Genomic DNA, 17,594 nt, shown 5'->3' with positions numbered 1-17,594 from the left:
TATTCTCGCTGATTTTCACGTTGCAAACAGCTGATAATAAAGCGTCAATAGTTGATTTTTTAATAATGGCAATTGTAACAGGAGTCGGTATAAAAGTGTGCTATCTACTTAAAAATATCTTAGCTTTAAAATAAATGTGTACAGCAAGCGATATTTAAACGACCTACAATTTGCTCGTAGATCGTTTAAATAAAAATGAGTAGTTACTTAACAACATCAATAGTAGGTACAACCTACATTCCAACACGTAGTTGACTAAGTAAAGGCTGCTTAGCATCTAAACTAATCTTTACCGGTAGGCGCTGCGCTATTTTGGTAAAGTTGCCTGTTGCATTATGCGCACTAATAGTGGAGTAACTTACACCACTTGCTGGACTTAGACTGTCAACGTGTCCTTTTAATGTCACGCCTGGCAATGCATCAACTTTAATTAGTAACTTTAAAAGATGTAAAACTATGTAAGTTTTTTAAACAGCGAATTAATATTATATCCATGTAACTTGTTAAATTTAAATAACTTAAACATAAAAAAAAGAGCTAAAGATCATGCAACTAATGATTGTAATTTAGCCACCAAGACCGCTATAAGCTTGTGTAATCAGGTCGTAACGCATATTATTGGCAGATTGCATGGAGGATAAGTCGTTTGGTCATGAAAACCAGTAAGTTAAGTATAAGATTATTATGGTATATAACACCTCTTGTTATTCTACCACTGCTATTTTTAGGTGGCTTTACGCTCACCAATGTCACTAATTCAACACAAAAACAAGCTGATTTAATAATGAGCCGTTTTGTTGAGCAACAACAGCAAAAAATATTCAACTATATCGACTCTTTTCACTCTACTGCAAAACTACTTTCAAATTCGCCAGTACTTAGTGACTTTTTAGCAAACGATATTAGTGCCAACGGTAATTACACCCGAAAACTTGGCGCGCTTATGGATGTATTTGCCAGTTACAGCGAAGCTTATCCAGATATAATTAGCATTAATTTAGTTTCAGCAAGTGGGAAAAGTGATGCCTACTACTCTAATAACCTAACAACAGCACCTAAAAGCTATCCATTTTTTAATCAAGTATTGCAAAGTAATTTAAGTACACAGCAATTTATGATTCAAAAGGACGATGGCACCACGAGCTTATATTTCATTCAACGAATTGACAGCGTTGATTACTACTTGAAACGTCCACAGCAGCTTGGTTTTATTGTAATACATATAGAGCCTTCAATACTCAACTCCAGTATTTTAGAAGCGCCATATAACAACACACTTAATTTAATGTTGACCAAAGACGGGAAAATTTTATTTAGCTCCGACTACAACATGCGCGGCCAATACATAAGCGAATATGAACTTAACCAAGTACACGATCTTGCCGATATAGGCATGCTTTCTACCATTGAACTCTCAAGCATAGATAAAATAGAGCGTATGATTTTTGCCGTACAAATGCCCGGTGGATATTATTACGTTTCAACCATTCCCAAAGGTGTGCTTTATCAATCTGGTAAAGCCATAAGCTTAATAACAGGCTTAATTGTTATTATTTCGATAATCACCCTGCCAATATTAATTTTTATAGTGGTACGTAATTTATTACTTAACCCAATTGAATTATTAGGTGCTGCAAGCCACCGTGTTGGTGATGGCGATTTGTCGGTGCACTTACCAGCTCATACAAATGACGAAGTGGGTGTTTTGTTTAACGACTTTAACCACATGGTTAATCAAATTAGACACTACCAGCAGCAGCTTGAAGAATATAAACACCACCTTGAAGATAAAGTAGAAAGTCGTACTAAAGCACTTGAAGCCATGAACAGCCAACTAGAGCTTGCAATTGGCCAAGCCGAGCAAGCTAATCAGCTTAAAAGTCGTTTTTTAGCTAATATGAGTCACGAAATACGAACGCCACTTACGGCTATTATGGGCTTTACAGAGCAATTACTCCACAACGACAAAGTAGCCAACGACAAACAACATCTAAGCACTATTTTGCGTAATTCAAAACACTTACTAGAGTTAATAAATAACATACTCGACTTATCTAAAATTGAAGCTGAAAAGCTAGCTGTCGATTTGTCTGCGTTAAACGTAGTGCAGCTTGTGCATGACATTGAATCAATTATTCAACCACTGGCACAAGAAAAACAATTAACCCTTAATATTGATTACCAACTGCCGCTACCTCGCACCATTTATAGTGATGTGACCCGCTTAAAACAAATACTTATAAATATTGCAAATAACGCTGTTAAATTTACCGAAAATGGCAGTGTGTCTATTTGCGTGCATTATTTACAAGCAAGTCAAAAGCTAGAATTTGTAATTAAAGATACCGGCATTGGTATGTCTGAGCATCAAATAGAGCGTGTGTTTAAACCGTTTGAGCAAGCCGATGCCACAACCACACGTCGTTTTGGTGGTACAGGCCTTGGGTTGTGTATTTCTAAAAATTTAGCACTGTTACTTGGTGGCGATGTAACGCTTGAAAGTGAAGTTGGCGTTGGTAGCCGCTTTACAATTAGGGTGTCGTGTCAGTTATCTGATGATCAACCAATGCTTGAGTTTTTAACGCAAGAAAGCCAGTTAATACCAGAGAAAGACCCTCTCTTATCGTTTGCGACCAATAACTTTGAGGCTAATATTTTAGTCGCTGAGGATAACCCTGATAACCAACTATTAATTAAATTATTACTGCAAACTTGGGGCCTTGAACCCGATATTGCTAGTAATGGCGCACAAGCTGTAGAAATGGCACTCGTTAATGACTACCAGCTTATTATAATGGATATGCAAATGCCTGTAATGGGCGGATTAGAAGCGACTAAAATGCTTCGTCATGCAGCATACGATGGCCCCATTATTGCCCTTACTGCTAATGTTATGAACCACGATATAGGTACTTACCTAGAAGCTGGTTGTAACAAAGCACTCGCTAAACCTATTGATAAAGATGCTCTGGAAAATGTACTCGTAAGCTACCTACATCTTGAAAAGGATAATCAAAATAAGTGGGACAGCTTATTAAAAAGCGAAAAGTTTCAGCAAATTACTGATAACTATTTAGCCAACTTACCTACTTATTTAGAAGAAGTTAAAACTCTGCAACATTGTAATGACTGGGAAGCATTAAGAAGTATAGCGCACAGTATTAAAGGTAGTTCTGGGTGCTTTAATTTTGATGAAATTTATCACAGCGCTGCGGCACTTGAAGAAAATTTAAAAAGTAACAATAAAGTGCCAAGAGACGAGCTAGTAAATAAATTAATAGCAGCCATTGAGCAAGCAATTAGTGGCAAAGTAACCTAAAAGAAAACTTACAAAATAGTACAAGTTCGGTGTGTTAGTGCTCTATGCTTAAAACGCTAACCACCGACTTTAATTATGAAAAGTTTAAACCTAATGCCATGCCCATTAAAATAGCGTCTTCAAAGCCATTTTTGGCCGGATTATCACTTGGATAGTAGTTTTTACGCACTGACATCTCTGTAAAGCCAGCGTTCTCGTATAGCGCAATAGCCCGCGTATTAGATTCACGTACTTCTAAAAAGAGGTTTTCAGCATTTTGCTGTTCACCATATTCAATAAACTGGGCTAACAACTGCCTTGCAATACCCTTACCCTGGTAGCTCGGTGTTACACAAATATCCATAAGCGTAAAATCAGGCCCTGCTTTTTCACCAATATAAAAACCAATCATGCTCACCTCATCAAATGCGGCAACATTAAAATAGCGCCCGCCTATACATGAACTCATTGTATTTAAAGTCCACGGATGGCTATGACATGCTGTTTCGATGGCCATTAATTGAGGTATTGCAGTTTCATCTACTGATTTAAAGTTTATCAAGGTGTTCACTCATTAAAGCCCATAAAGCACGCTTCTCAGAGGCGTTAAGCTGTGGGGTTGGCAATGTAAGCTGATTGTCGTTTAATTGCATCTCACTACCCTGTACAACGCTATTTATAATAATAGCCCCTGCACTGAACTTAATGTCTGCAAATAGTTGCTCATTTATCGTTAAAGAACTAGCTGTCGTGCTTTGCGATAAAGTATCTGCTTGATCATTTGCTTGAGAACAATAATGCTGATTGAGTTCAAGATTTTCTATATCAAAAATAGCTGCGTAACGTGGATGCATAACAACTCAGTAGATTAGACATTTGAACAATATAAGAAGTAATAAAAACGATGTAAAGAAGAAATGGCAGGGGCGGAGAGATTCGAACTCCCAACCATCGGTTTTGGAGACCGCTGTTCTACCAATTGGAACTACGCCCCTGCAATGACGACGAATTATAGAGAAGTTTCGCCAAAGGTAAAGAGAAAAATCACTCTTTTAGTTCAACTGCTTTTTAAATAAACAAAACGGCGAATTAGCATGCTAATTCGCCGTTTTTTAATCACTTAAAATTAGTTAATTAAAACTAAAATTAATTATTCCCATTCGATAGTTGCAGGTGGTTTACCTGAAATATCGTAAACTACACGAGAAATACCATCTATTTCGTTAATGATACGGTTTGAAACCACACCTAAAAACTCATATGGTAAATGTGACCAGCGTGCTGTCATAAAGTCGATTGTTTCTACACAACGAAGTGATACAACCCAATCGTACTTACGTGCATCGCCCATAACCCCTACCGATTTAACTGGTAAGAATACAGTAAACGCTTGGCTTACTTTATGATAAAGCTCAGCTTTGTGTAGCTCTTCGATGAAAATCGCATCTGCGCGGCGTAGTAAATCACAGTACTCTTTTTTGATTTCGCCAAGTACACGTACACCTAAGCCTGGTCCAGGGAAAGGATGACGGTAAAGCATGTCGTACGGTAAACCAAGTTCTAGACCAATTTTACGTACTTCATCTTTGAATAATTCACGCAATGGTTCAACAAGGCCCATTTTCATGTCATCTGGTAATCCGCCCACATTGTGGTGAGATTTAATAACATGCGCTTTACCTGTGGCAGATGCCGCAGATTCAATAACGTCAGGGTAAATTGTACCTTGTGCTAACCATTTCGCATTTTTAAGCTTTTTGGCTTGCTCATCAAATACATTAATAAACGTGTGACCAATGGCTTTACGTTTATCTTCTGGGTCTGATTTACCAGCTAAATCATTTAAAAACTGCTCTTCAGCTTCAACTTTAACAATGTTTAAGCCAAATTTATTACCAAACATGTCCATCACTTGCTGACCTTCGTTTAAACGAAGTAAACCATTATCAACAAATACACATGTTAGCTTTGCGCCAATTGCACGGTGAATAAGCATAGCCACAACTGATGAATCAACACCACCAGATAGACCTAAAATAACTTCGTCATCACCTACAGTTTCTTTAATACGCTCAATAGCATCATCAATGATTTTTGCAGGAGTCCATAATTTTTCACAGCCACAAATATCAATAGCGAAACGCTCAAGCAAACGTAACCCTTGATGAGTATGCGTTACTTCTGGGTGAAATTGTACGCCGTAAAAACGCTTTTCTTCGTTAGACATTGCAGCATGTGGACAAGTAGATGTTTTAGCTGTTGTTGTAAAATCAGCTGGAATGTCCATTACTTTATCGCCATGACTCATCCATACGTCAAGTATGCCGTTGCCGCCATCAGTAATATGGTCTTCAATTGCATCAAATAATGCACAGCTGCCTACTTTTTCAACTTGTGCGTAGCCAAACTCTTTTTTATCAGAGCTGTGTACACTTCCACCAAGTTGAGCTGCCATTGTTTGCATACCGTAGCAAATACCTAGCACAGGCACGCCTGCATTAAATACATACTCAGGAGCGCGCGGGCTGTTTTCAAGTGTTGTTGATTCTGGACCACCAGAAAGAATAATACCTTGTGGGTTGAACTCGCGGATTTGCTCTTCAGTCACATCCCATGCCCAAAGTTCACAGTAAACACCAATTTCACGCACACGACGGGCGATTAATTGAGTGTATTGTGAACCAAAGTCTAAAATGAGAATTCGTGAATCGTGAATATCTTTGCTCATGGAGTATCTCGTAAAGTCTGATGCTAAATGCCGTTTGTTAATGTAAACGACTAAAAAGAGGGCTTGCAAAGCAAGCCCAGTATATTAAATTAATTACGCTGCTTAACCTAAGCGGTAATTTGGTGCTTCTTTAGTGATTTGCACATCATGAACATGCGACTCACCCATACCTGCTGAAGTAACACGGACAAATTGTGGTTTTGTATTTAGCTCTTCAATTGTTGCACAACCCGTTAAGCCCATAGCACTACGTAAGCCACCTACTTGCTGATGAATAATCGTTGCAATAGGACCTTTGTAAGCTACGCGACCTTCAATACCTTCAGGTACTAACTTGTCTGCTTCGTTTGATTTTTGGAAGTAACGATCTGATGAACCTTCTTTTTGATCCATCGCGCCCAATGAGCCCATACCACGGTAAGATTTGTAATAACGGCCTTGGTACAATTCAACTTCACCTGGTGCTTCTTCTGTACCAGCAAGAAGAGAACCCACCATTACACACGATGCACCAGCAACAAGTGCTTTAACAATATCACCAGAAAAACGAATGCCACCATCAGCAATAACAGGAATGTCGCGACCTTTTAAGCCTTCAACAGCATCTGAAATAGCGGTAATTTGTGGAACGCCACAACCGGTAACAATACGTGTAGTACAGATAGAACCAGGGCCGATACCTACTTTAACTGCATCGGCTCCGGCATCAGCTAGTGCAATCGCACCTTCAGCCGTTGCAATGTTACCTGCAATAATTTGTAAGTCTGGGTACTCTTTGCGAGTTTTAGTAACACGGTCAATAACGCCTTGAGAGTGACCATGCGATGTATCGATAAGTAAAACATCAATACCCGCTTCTACTAATGCAGCAATACGCTCATCAGTACCTGCGCCAACACTTACAGCAGCACCTACACGTAAACGACCTTGGTCATCTTTACATGCGTCAGGTTTGTCTTGGGCTTTTTGATAATCTTTTACTGTGATCATGCCTTTAAGTTTAAATTGATCATCAACAACTAAGATTTTTTCAATGCGGTGTTCGTGCATTAAGCCTAAAATCTCTTCGCGTGCTGCGCCCTCTTTAACGGTAACAAGCTTTTCTTTTTTAGTCATAACGGTAGAAACAGGCTGTTCAAGCTTAGTTTCAAAACGCATATCACGACTAGTAACAATGCCTACAAGCACATTATTGCTGTCGGTAACCGGAAAGCCTGAAAAACCTTTTTCGTGCGAAAGCTCAATTGCATCTGCAATTGTTAAATCGGCAGTAACCGTTACAGGGTATGAAACAATACCTGCTTCGTAGGTTTTAACTTTACGTACGTTTTTCGCTTGTTCTTCAATAGTCATGTTTTTATGAATAAAACCAAGACCACCTTCTTGCGCAAGGGCAATAGCTAAACGAGCTTCTGTAACAGTATCCATAGATGCTGAAATAAGCGGCAAGTTAAGTTTGATACCACGCGTTAAGCGAGTTGAAATATTTGCCGTGTGTGGCAAAACAGTAGAATGACCAGGTACTAAAAGTACGTCATCAAAGGTAAGAGCTTCTTTAGCGATTCTAAGCATTTTGGCAACTTCTCACATGTGGATCTAAGATAAGGAATTGCGGCCAAATTTTAACAGCGTTGTTGGCATGAGTAAATAATATTTCGCAAATATTTATGATAAAGTAGTGCAATAAATAGTTTTAGGTTGTTTTTTATGTTTTCGAAGCCTTCGCAGGCGGTTTACACCGTGTCACGCCTTAATAGAGAAATTCGCACATTACTTGAGCAAGGTTTTGCATCTTTAGTGCTCACGGGCGAAATTTCTAACTTTATTACCCCTGCATCTGGACATTGGTACTTTTCGTTAAAAGACGATAAAGCACAAATTAAAGCCGCTATGTGGCGTGGGAATAATCGCAACCAAAGCTATCGCCCTGCAAATGGCGCGCAAGTTACAGTAAAAGCGCGTGTATCACTTTATGAACCTCGCGGTGACTACCAACTTATTGTTGAGCATATGGAACCGGCCGGCGAAGGTCAGCTAAAACAAGAATTCGATGCACTTAAAATGCGTTTGGCCGCCGAAGGATTATTTAGCTCTGCGTATAAAAAACCACTTCCGCAAAACATTAATCGTATTGGTGTTATTACCTCTGCAACCGGCGCTGCTATAAAAGATATTTTAACGGTACTTAAACGCCGTGCGCCGCAGCTAGAGGTAATCATTTACCCTGCTATGGTACAAGGCAAAGAAGCACACCTACATTTAATTAATCAAATTGAATTAGCTAATGCTCGTGATGAAGTTGACGTACTTATTTTAGGACGAGGCGGCGGATCACTTGAAGATTTATGGTGTTTTAATCACGAACAGCTCGCACGAGCTATTTTTGAAAGTGAATTACCTATAGTAAGTGCAGTAGGCCATGAAATAGATACAACCATTAGCGATTACGTTGCTGATGTTCGTGCAGCCACTCCATCAGCCGCAGCTGAGCTTGTAAGCCCAAATACGCAAGAGTTACACAACAAAGTAACACAATTAGTTAATCGTTTATCTAACGCGTTTAAGCACGGTATTGCCGATAAACGCGCATTAGCAACGCAGTTACAACACCGCCTTAATTTGTGTCATCCGCGTAATCAGCTTAGTCAAAAATCACAACGTTTGGATGAGCTAAGCATTGCGCTGCAACAAGCTATGCGTAATCGTTTATATCAACAAGAACGCACACTCAATAACTTAACGCCGCGTATGATGCGCCAATCACCTGATAAAAAACTCGCTTCAGCAAGCCATCAACTCTCGCAATTACAAGCTAGGCTAAACCAAGCTATACAGCATCAGTTACAACAAGCGAATAATAGCTTAGCACTGCAAGCAAGCAGGTTAGACTCGGTAAGTCCGCTTAATGTTTTAGCGCGCGGTTATAGCATCACTAAAACACAGCAAGGAAAAGTAGTTAAATCTGTGGGGCAAATTAAAACAGGCGATGTTTTAGTTACAGAGTTAGTCGATGGCTCTATAGAATCACAAATTATTTAAAGCTCTGTACTTAGCAACATTTTAAGTTCGCTATCGCTCGATGTGGAGGTAGTGCTTTTAAATTGTTGCCAAAACTCTTGTTCCATCAACTTGTCGTTTAGCTCTCGCCATTGAGCATTACCAAATGTGTCGTTATCAGTGGGAGCGGCAAGTTCAAATTCACATACTGTTTTTTTACATTTTGCACTAACAACGTCAGGAATAATTGATAAATCAGCAGTTAATAAAAAATCTTGTAATGCCATTTCAGTACGATAAGCCCATTCTTCATCGCGCGTTTGATTTTCAAATTTATCACGTAAAATCTGCTCAAAATCTGAAGGGCCCCTCATTTTCTTTAAAACACTTTTGAGCGCCGCTTTCTGTTCGGCGAGTTGCTGCTTAAGCTGAGTTACTTGCTCTTCTAAAGGTAGTTCATCAAGCATTTGGGTTTCTGAATTGGTTGTAGGCGAGATTTCAGCGGGCTCTATACTAGCGACTTGCTCAGGTACTGCAGAGTCTGCATTACTCAATACCTCATTACTTTGTTGTTCAGTATGAAGCTTTTGCTGTTTTTCATAACTTGGCTGCGACTTAACAGATTCTGGATGACTTGAAGCTGCATTAAAGTAGCTCCAAGTTAAACCTACACCCGCAATAAACCCAATCCCTAGAGCCAATAAACTATTCTTGTTCATGTTAATTCCTTTTAAGTTTTATTATTTTTAGTTACTTATAACATTGCACTCGTGTGCGATTCGTTTTCAGGCTCAGGATTTGCTAAAAAGTTTTGGTTCATACTTTGCGCCGGACACTCACAATCCGGTCGACCAATAATTTTAGCGGGTACGCCAACAGCGGTTGTGTGTGGTGGAACATTGCTAAGTACAACTGAGCCCGCACCAATTCGTGCGCCCTCACCTACTTCAATATTACCCAGTACTTTAGCGCCGGCGCCAATTAATACGCCTGCTCTAATTTTGGGATGACGATCGCCCTGCTCATTGCCCGTACCGCCAAGCGTTACAGATTGCAAAATTGATACGTTATCTTCAATTACCGCTGTTTCACCAATAACAATACCGGTTGCGTGGTCAAACATAATGCCTTTACCCACTTTACATGCTGGGTGAATATCGACCCCAAACACTTCAGAGTTACGGCTTTGAATAAAGCGCGCTAGCTCTTTGCGGTTTTGTTGCCACAAGCAATTAGCCAAACGGTGCGCCTGAATAGCATGAAAACCTTTTAGATTTAATATAACCGTAAGATAGGTTTCTGATGCAGGGTCGCGGTCTTTTACCGCTTTAATGTCCTCAGCAACAAAAGATAGCATACGGTCACATTTTACAAATGCTTGGTCAAACAGCTCTCGGATAGTGAATGCAGATACCACCGCATCAGCCAACTTATTAGCAACAATAAAGCTCAATGCCGAACCTAAACAATCATGATTTAAAACACATGAATAAACATGACTTGCTAATAATGGTTCACGTTTTACTACATCGTTAGCTTCGTCGCGAAGCTGTTGCCAAATTGCATGACGCATAATACTGCACTGCCTTAAGTTGATATAAAATAGCCTTTTCCCAAGTCTAACGGATTTAACCACTAAGGTGTTAATCCCTTAGTTATTTGTTCTGGTTATTAGGTATAACTGTTTATTAAGTTTCATTATTAAATAATAAAAATGCCTCGATGCTTATAGCACCGAGGCATTATTTTAACGCTTAAAAAACACTTAAATTATTGAAATACTTTATCGACTTTCATCACTTCAATATTTTTTGCAGGAATTGCTAATTTATAATCAGCAATTACTTTATCCTCAGCAACCAGCTCAGCAGGTTTATTAGTGTTGTAAACCATTGGTGAGGTTTGCTGCGATGCTAAACGTTTTTGCATATCAGCGCCGTCACCAGTAATAAATACATAGTGAACATTGTCTGTTTGTAAGTTTTCTTTAATAACGCGATTAACATCAGCAAGCGTTAGCGTTTTAAGTTTATTAGTTACGTAACTTACAAAGCTATCAGTGTTGTAAAATTCGCTATCAAGCGCGTAACCTAATTGGCGATTTTGACTTGCAACCATTTGCGGCACAAAGTTAATTAAAAAGTTACGCGTAGCTTCAAAATCGCCTTCGCTCATACCATTTTTAATTAGCTTATCTAGCTCAAACAAGGCGGTACGTGTTGCAAAGTGCGCATCGTTATTAGAGCGAAGTGGGCGTAACCACACTTGAAATATTTGCTCTGAGCGCCCTAGGTTTGCATCTGGCTTGGTTTGAAACATACCACGTGGAAAGTATTCAATGTATGCGTAATCGCCATAGTTCATGCCGCGAGTTTCACGAATGCGCTCATATAAAAAGCTGTTAGAACTACGGTGCTCACCAAAGTACGAACGCACAAGCCAAAGGGCTGTCCAGTCTTCGCTACTTCTTATTGTATCAATAGGGAAACCAAACGATACCGCCGTCGATTGCGCTGACTTTTCTACAATAGTTGCATGATGACCTTTAAGCACTGGCGCATCAGGAATACTTAAACGGCTTTGCTCACCTTTTGGTAGCGTTGCAAAATCGCTCATCATTTTAGCTTTAAGGTTTGCACGCACAGCCCCAATTAAGCCAACCGTGAGTTTAGATTGCGTAAGCTCGCTGTTATAAAACGCTTTAACATCATCTAGCGTCAACGCTTCTAAATCCGAAATATCACCGTAGTTGTAACTTTCGTAAGGGTGATTTTTGTAAAGTGCACTGTATAGCACTTCTTTGCCTAGCTCTTCATCGTTAGATGCTTTTAAGCCTGATTTAATACCATCGATCATTTCTTTTTTAAGGCGTTTAAAGTCATCGTCTCTAAAGCCTGGGTTTAATAATTGATCGCTCACAAGTGAATACCACTGCGCTGCATTGTCTTTATGAATACGCCCTTGAAACGACAGCATTTCTTTATCTATTTGATAACCAAAGCTACCAGCAAGCGGATAAAGTGCTTTTTGAATATCTTTATAGCTTGTCGCCTCTGAGCCTCCTTGTGCAAGCATAGCCGCAGTGAGCGCAGCAACACCTTTTTTGCCTTGAGGGTCGGCAGCCGCGCCGGTATTGAATAAAAAGTTAACATCGATTAACGGCGAGCTATTGGTTTTATCAAGTACTTTAAATGCAGGTGCCGCGGGTGCTTGTTCAAGCTTTGCAGTAAGCGTATTTAAATTAACTTCTTGCTCAAAACCTGGGGCTTTATCAAGTGCCGACATTGTTAATGTGGTACGTGCGTTATCAGTAAAGTATTTATTAGCAACGGCTTTAATATCTGCGCTGGTGATGTTATCTGCCGATTTATACAGCTGGTTTATAACCTCTGGATCGCGCTCAAAATGCATGTAGCTGGCAAGGGTTGATGCAATCGCTTGCGACGAATCTAAGCCATTAATAAAGCTGTATTTAAGATTCGATTTTAAATCACTGAGCTTTTGCTCATCAACAAGCTCAGTGCGTGCTTTTGCATAAGTTCGATTAACGGCATCGCGCGCAGTGGCTAAATCGTCTGCGTTTTCTACTTTAACAAATACGTGTAATAAACCCGGATCTTTAGTCTCTGGGTTATAGGTAAACATTTGGCTGGCAATTTGTTTGTCGACCACTAGCTCTTGATATAAATCTGAATTATTTGAAAAATAAAGCTGCGAGATTAAATCTAGTGCAGCTCTGTCTTTTTTAGCAGGCTCCCACGCAGCGCCTTTGTACGATACAAGTAACCAATGCCCTGGTAGCGCTTCATCTTGCTGGTGCAAATATTTTGGTGCTTGTTGAACAGGTTCTGCTTTAATGTCAGCAACATAGTTACCCTTTTCCCAGCTGCCCCAATGCTTTTTAACCATTGCCATTGTTGCTTGTGGGTCTACATCGCCCACGATGACAAGTGACACATACTCAGGCTTATAAAACTTAGCAAAAAACTCTTTACCATAGGCCATTTGATCAGGCATGGCTTCTATGTCTTTAAAAAAGCCCATAGTGGTGTGTTTATACGTGTGCTTATCAAACGCTTCTTCGCGTACAGCGCTTAATAATTTACGAATTGGGCTCGCGTTGTTTTTTAAGTACTCACCTTTTACCGTTTGTGCTTCTGTTCTAAATTGCTCTTCGGTGTAGGTTAAGTTTTGAAAAATATCAGCTTCAAGCTCAAGTACTTTATCAAGATGCTGCTTTGAAAAGTTTAAATGGTAATTTGTGTAATCGTTTGTTGTATAAGCGCGGTTATCAACACCTGAATTTTTTAATATGTCTGAGTACACATCTTCAGGGTATTTTTTTGAGCCTTTAAACATCATGTGTTCAAAAAAGTGAGCAAAGCCTGTTTTGCCCTCTTCAACTTCGTTACGCGATCCAACCAATACCGGAATTTGCAGCGACACGACATCAGGGTAATCGGTTTTAACAACCATGACACGCAAGCCGTTTTCTAGCTCTTCAATTAAGTAATCTTGTGAAAAAACACGGTCATCAGCTTTATTTACTTGTTCTTGTTGTGCTGTTGTTTGCGTGCTTTGATTTTGTTGCATGGTGCAACCTGTTAACGCCAGCGATACCGCTAAGCTGGTTGCTAATAATTTAAATTTCATTGTTGTCCCTTTTTAAATTGAGCAAATTTGTTGTCAGATTTAACTCTTTAATTATGCCCCAAAGCCAATAAATATAAGAGCCCCAAGGGAATTTATTATGTAAACAACTGTGTCAATTATAAATAATGGGAACAAGCACTATGAATAAACATCATGTTAATTGAAAAACTTTCATTAAATAAATCTATCTAGACGTCTAAATGGCTGCTATATTAAATCCATCAAAACAAACTTAGCTGGAATGAGGATTATGGCTTTATCACTAAAAGAGAAGATAGTGGACACCAATCAAGGTGTTTATCTTATTGGTACTACCCCGCCTAAAATTGGCACCGATAAAGCGCAATTAAAAACCATTGCAGAAAAGCTATTAGGTCGCTTACACGAAATTGAATACGACGGCGTGATAATTTACGACATTCAAGACGAAAGCAGCCGAACTAACCAAGACCGCCCATTTGCGTTTAAACAAACCGTTGATCCGCGTGAATACAGCCATTTACTTCGTAATTTATCTGCACAAGATGTAATTACTTATAAAAGTGTGGCGCAGCGTGGTGTAGGCGAATTTAAAGATTGGCTAAGTGAAACTAAAAACGACTACGATTTACAAAATGTTGTTTTAGTAGGTAGCCCATCATCGATAGGCGATATAAAGCTAAGCCTGCCAGATGCTTATAAAGCATTGGCTGAGCAATCAGATGATTTCTTTTTAGGTGGCGTTACTATTGCCGAGCGCCATTCAAGTAAACGAAATGAGCACGAACGATTAACAGAAAAAACAGCACAAGGTTGTCAGTTTTTTATATCGCAAGCTGTTTACGATGCACAAGCGACTATAGAGCTAATCACTAGCTACGCACGTACATGTAAAGCGCAGGGTATTACACCACAACGTATTATATTAACGTTTACCCCGTGCGGCGGCGAAAAAACCTTAGAATTTATGCAATGGTTGGGTATCTCAGTGCCAGAGGCAACTAAATGGCGCATGCTTGATGCAGACAATACATTAAGCGAATCGGTCCGTATTTGCCGAGAAAACCTCGACTTAATACTTAAAAGCTGTGCACACCTAGACGTGCCACTGGGCTTAAATATTGAAAGCTTAACAAACCGTAAAGAAGAAATTGATGCATCAATTAACTTATACCGTTTATTAAAAGCTATTATGGAATTAAACCTTGCTGAAAAGCTAATAGCTTAAAGGCTAGATAAGAGCTAATTAACACCCTTCTTGGCAAGCCTCATGGCTTGCTTTTTTATGTCCGTACTTTGAAAAATAAATTAAGAAGTACAAGTAAAAATTTGCAGCTTAAGCTATTCATTGAAGCTATTTTTGGTTATTACTCTCAAGCCTTTTTAAGGCAAACCCCATAGAGGAGCACATAACACCTAAAATAAAACCTATCGCAGAAAAAACTAGCCAAGTTTTTGTGGCATGAGTCATGACGAACTTACTTTTATTATTGTGCTTTTTTAGCGAGTCTATACGCTTGTTTATTTTTATACATTGCGTGGTCTGCATCATTTAATAGCGCTTCAAATGGCTGCTTTTGTTTATTAGTAAAACTATAACCTATGCTGAGCGATAAATCGCAAACGTCTTCTTTGAGTAAAGCTTTTGAATACTCAGAGGATATTTTATCTATGATGTAGCTAATTTTACTTTTATCGCTTAATTGCATTACTGCAACAAACTCATCACCACCTAAACGCCCTACTATATCGGCATCTCTTAAATGTTTTTTTAGCGTATCTGCCAATATAATTAAGGCTTTGTCGCCCACTTCATGTCCGCAGGTGTCGTTTAATTTTTTAAAGTCGTTTATATCAATAAACAAGCAACATACGTCGAAGCCCAAACGCAGTGCTAAATTAAGCTTTTGCTGAGCTAGTAAGTTAAGTGCTCGGCGATTATAAATACTCGTTAATGAGTCTAACATGGCTATTTCGCGCATTTGCTCATAGCTATACACAAGCGCTAGGTCGTCTTCAATTAAATCGCGTAGTTGCTCTATGAGCTCAAAGTATTCATCGGTATAGCTAGTTATTTTAGTGTCTTTTAAGCATAGCGTGCCAAATACTTCGCCTTCAGGCCAATGAATAGGTAAACCTAAGTACGATTCAACACCATCCTCAACTACTTCTGGCAGTGTGTTCCATGCATCGTTATTGCTTGCATCATTAACATATAAAATATTATTAGTTTCAGCGACGTGCCGACAAAAAAGAGGTGTTTGAGGGGGAAGTATCGGGTTGGTTTCAAAGCTTGAGCCACCTTCGTTATTTCTAATAACAACGCGATAACCTTTGCTTGTTGCCTGAACTATATAACCAGACGGGGCTGAAAAAAGCCCCGTGATAAGGTCCATTGTTTTTTGCCATTTATGCAAAGATATTTGGCCATCAACACCAGAGAATGCCCATTTATCAGTTTCAAACATTAACTTTACCTCGGCTATTTAATAGCTCCAGTATAGGCAAAAAAGTAAAGTAAAAGCTATTATTTACGACGTCTACTTGGCTCTCTTTTACCCGTAATGCGTTTTTTATCGCGATCTTTTCGAGATTTATTCGTATTTTTACGATTATCTTTGGGCTTTTTATTTAAGTCAGGCTCGTAACCTTCTAACCACTGCGGCGTTAAACGCGTATCGAGTAATACTTCAATTTCTTCTAGCAGCCATTGCTCATCAAGACTTACCAATGACATAGCAAGCCCTTGTTCACCAGCGCGACCAGTACGGCCAATACGGTGCACATAATCCTCGGCAATGTACGGCAGTTCAAAATTAATTACGTATCTAAGTGTAGAAATATCTAAACCACGCGCAGCGACATCGGTTGCAACAAGTACGCGTGTAATACCCTCTTTAAAGTTTTGCAATGCACGGTCACGTGCGCCTTGCGATTTATCGCCATGGATTGATTCGGTTTTTAACCCATCTTTACACATTTCTTTAGCAAGCTGATCGGCCATTTGTTTTGTGCGAGTAAAAATAAGCACTTGGCGCCAGTTTTTCATGCCAATCATGTGCGATACAAGTTCGCGCTTACGGTCTTCATCTACAGCGTAAATAACTTGCTCTACTTCAACCGCAGCTGAGTTACGTTTATCAACTTCAATTAGCTCAGGGTTTTTAAGTAGTTTTTTACTGAGTTCAAACACGCTGTCATCAAACGTAGCTGAAAATAGTAAAGTTTGGCGATCGCCCGGGATATGTCGCAATATACGTCTAATTTCATCAATAAAGCCCATATCAAGCATGCGGTCGGCTTCGTCAAACACTAAAGAGTCTACGCTTGAAAGTACCACACTGCCTTTAACTATATGATCAAGCAAACGCCCTGGTGTGGCCACTATAACTTGTGCTGTTTTAAGTGCTTTTATTTGAGGGCCAATACTTGCACCACCATAGGCTAAAGCACCATTGATGTTAGTACCTTGTGCGTACTTTTCAAAGCTGGCAAATACTTGCTGAGCAAGCTCTCGTGTTGGCGTTAAAATTACAACGCGGGCAAGGCCTTGCTCATCTTTTTTAGGGGTATTTAAAAGCTTATGTAATAGAGGTAAAACAAAGGCGGCGGTTTTACCCGTACCTGTTTGCGCGCTGCCCATTACATCACTTCCGGCTAAAATAGGCGGAATAGTTTTAATCTGAATTGCGGTAGGCTGAGTGTAATTATTTTGCTCAATCGCTGTTAATAATAACGGGTCGAGATTAAGTGATGAGAACGTAGTGGCAGACATAGGCTTAGCTTTAAAATAACAAAGAGCGCTATTGTACGCATATTACTGTACTGCGTAAATTAACCAGTCCAGAAAAGTATTTAATCGTGATTGCTCTCTTTCGCTTTAGCGCTAAAACAATAAAAAAGGCGCTAAATAACTGTTGTATTTAGCGCCTTTTTTAA

General features: G+C 39.4%; 12 protein-coding genes and 1 tRNA gene. 3 read left to right on the top strand and 10 right to left on the bottom strand.

The genetic code is table 11. The features are described from left to right. Window positions 1-652 precede the first annotated feature (652 nt). Window positions 653-3,319: an ATP-binding protein gene (locus tag H5122_RS07205; protein ID WP_182672969.1), complete on the top strand. Its 2,667-nt coding sequence runs from the start codon at window positions 653-655 to the stop codon at window positions 3,317-3,319. A 73-nt stretch (window positions 3,320-3,392) separates the two neighbouring features. On the opposite strand, the gene rimI is transcribed toward H5122_RS07205, so the two are convergent. The 5 genes from rimI to guaB all read right to left on the bottom strand — a co-directional run bounded on the left by rimI (window position 3,393) and on the right by guaB (window position 7,598). Then, window positions 3,393-3,860 (bottom strand): ribosomal protein S18-alanine N-acetyltransferase, encoded by a 468-nt coding sequence (rimI, locus tag H5122_RS07200; RefSeq protein WP_182681826.1) that lies wholly within the window; start codon window positions 3,858-3,860, stop codon window positions 3,393-3,395. Continuing rightward, window positions 3,847-4,152: a hypothetical protein gene (locus H5122_RS07195; protein ID WP_182681796.1), complete on the bottom strand. Its 306-nt coding sequence runs from the start codon at window positions 4,150-4,152 to the stop codon at window positions 3,847-3,849. The genes rimI and H5122_RS07195 overlap by 14 nt, the downstream gene beginning before the upstream one ends. A 64-nt stretch (window positions 4,153-4,216) precedes the next feature. Next, window positions 4,217-4,293 (bottom strand) — tRNA-Trp (locus tag H5122_RS07190). Between the two features lie 155 nt (window positions 4,294-4,448). Beyond that, window positions 4,449-6,026 carry a glutamine-hydrolyzing GMP synthase gene (gene guaA / locus H5122_RS07185; RefSeq protein WP_002958782.1) on the bottom strand — a complete coding sequence of 526 codons (1,578 nt, stop codon included), beginning with the start codon at window positions 6,024-6,026 and terminating at the stop codon, window positions 4,449-4,451. Window positions 6,027-6,128: 102 nt separating this feature from the next. Further along, a complete protein-coding gene (gene guaB, locus H5122_RS07180) occupies window positions 6,129-7,598 on the bottom strand; it encodes an IMP dehydrogenase (RefSeq protein ID WP_182681795.1) in 1,470 nt (489 codons plus the stop codon). Window positions 7,599-7,733: 135 nt separating this feature from the next. On the opposite strand from guaB, the gene xseA reads away from it, so the two are divergent. After that, window positions 7,734-9,065 (top strand): exodeoxyribonuclease VII large subunit, encoded by a 1,332-nt coding sequence (gene xseA, locus H5122_RS07175; protein WP_182681794.1) that lies wholly within the window; start codon window positions 7,734-7,736, stop codon window positions 9,063-9,065. Here xseA and H5122_RS07170 read toward each other — a convergent pair. The 3 genes from H5122_RS07170 to H5122_RS07160 form a co-directional block, all read right to left on the bottom strand. Further along, window positions 9,062-9,742 carry a hypothetical protein gene (locus tag H5122_RS07170; RefSeq protein ID WP_182681793.1) on the bottom strand — a complete coding sequence of 227 codons (681 nt, stop codon included), beginning with the start codon at window positions 9,740-9,742 and terminating at the stop codon, window positions 9,062-9,064. The genes xseA and H5122_RS07170 overlap by 4 nt on opposite strands. A gap of 35 nt (window positions 9,743-9,777) precedes the next feature. Beyond that, window positions 9,778-10,596, bottom strand: a complete 819-nt coding sequence (gene cysE, locus H5122_RS07165) for a serine O-acetyltransferase (RefSeq protein ID WP_002958786.1) — start codon at window positions 10,594-10,596, stop codon at window positions 9,778-9,780. Between the two features lie 197 nt (window positions 10,597-10,793). Continuing rightward, on the bottom strand, window positions 10,794-13,676 hold the full coding sequence (locus H5122_RS07160) for a pitrilysin family protein (protein ID WP_182681792.1): 2,883 nt from the start codon (window positions 13,674-13,676) through the stop codon (window positions 10,794-10,796). A 250-nt stretch (window positions 13,677-13,926) separates the two neighbouring features. On the opposite strand from H5122_RS07160, the gene H5122_RS07155 reads away from it, so the two are divergent. Further along, entirely contained in the window at window positions 13,927-14,883 is a 957-nt protein-coding gene (locus H5122_RS07155; RefSeq protein ID WP_182672964.1) for a methylenetetrahydrofolate reductase, read from the top strand. Between the two features lie 259 nt (window positions 14,884-15,142). On the opposite strand, the gene H5122_RS07150 is transcribed toward H5122_RS07155, so the two are convergent. Beyond that, complete coding sequence (locus H5122_RS07150; RefSeq protein ID WP_182681791.1) at window positions 15,143-16,123, bottom strand: sensor domain-containing diguanylate cyclase; 981 nt, start codon at window positions 16,121-16,123, stop codon at window positions 15,143-15,145. A 59-nt stretch (window positions 16,124-16,182) separates the two neighbouring features. Beyond that, window positions 16,183-17,430, bottom strand: a complete 1,248-nt coding sequence (locus H5122_RS07145) for a DEAD/DEAH box helicase (protein WP_039484965.1) — start codon at window positions 17,428-17,430, stop codon at window positions 16,183-16,185. Window positions 17,431-17,594: the final 164 nt, after the last annotated feature.

The sequence above is a fragment of the Pseudoalteromonas sp. SG43-8 genome (assembly GCF_014164245.1).
Lineage (GTDB): Bacteria > Pseudomonadota > Gammaproteobacteria > Enterobacterales > Alteromonadaceae > Pseudoalteromonas > Pseudoalteromonas distincta.
This window is presented reverse-complemented; position numbering and strand designations above follow the sequence as displayed.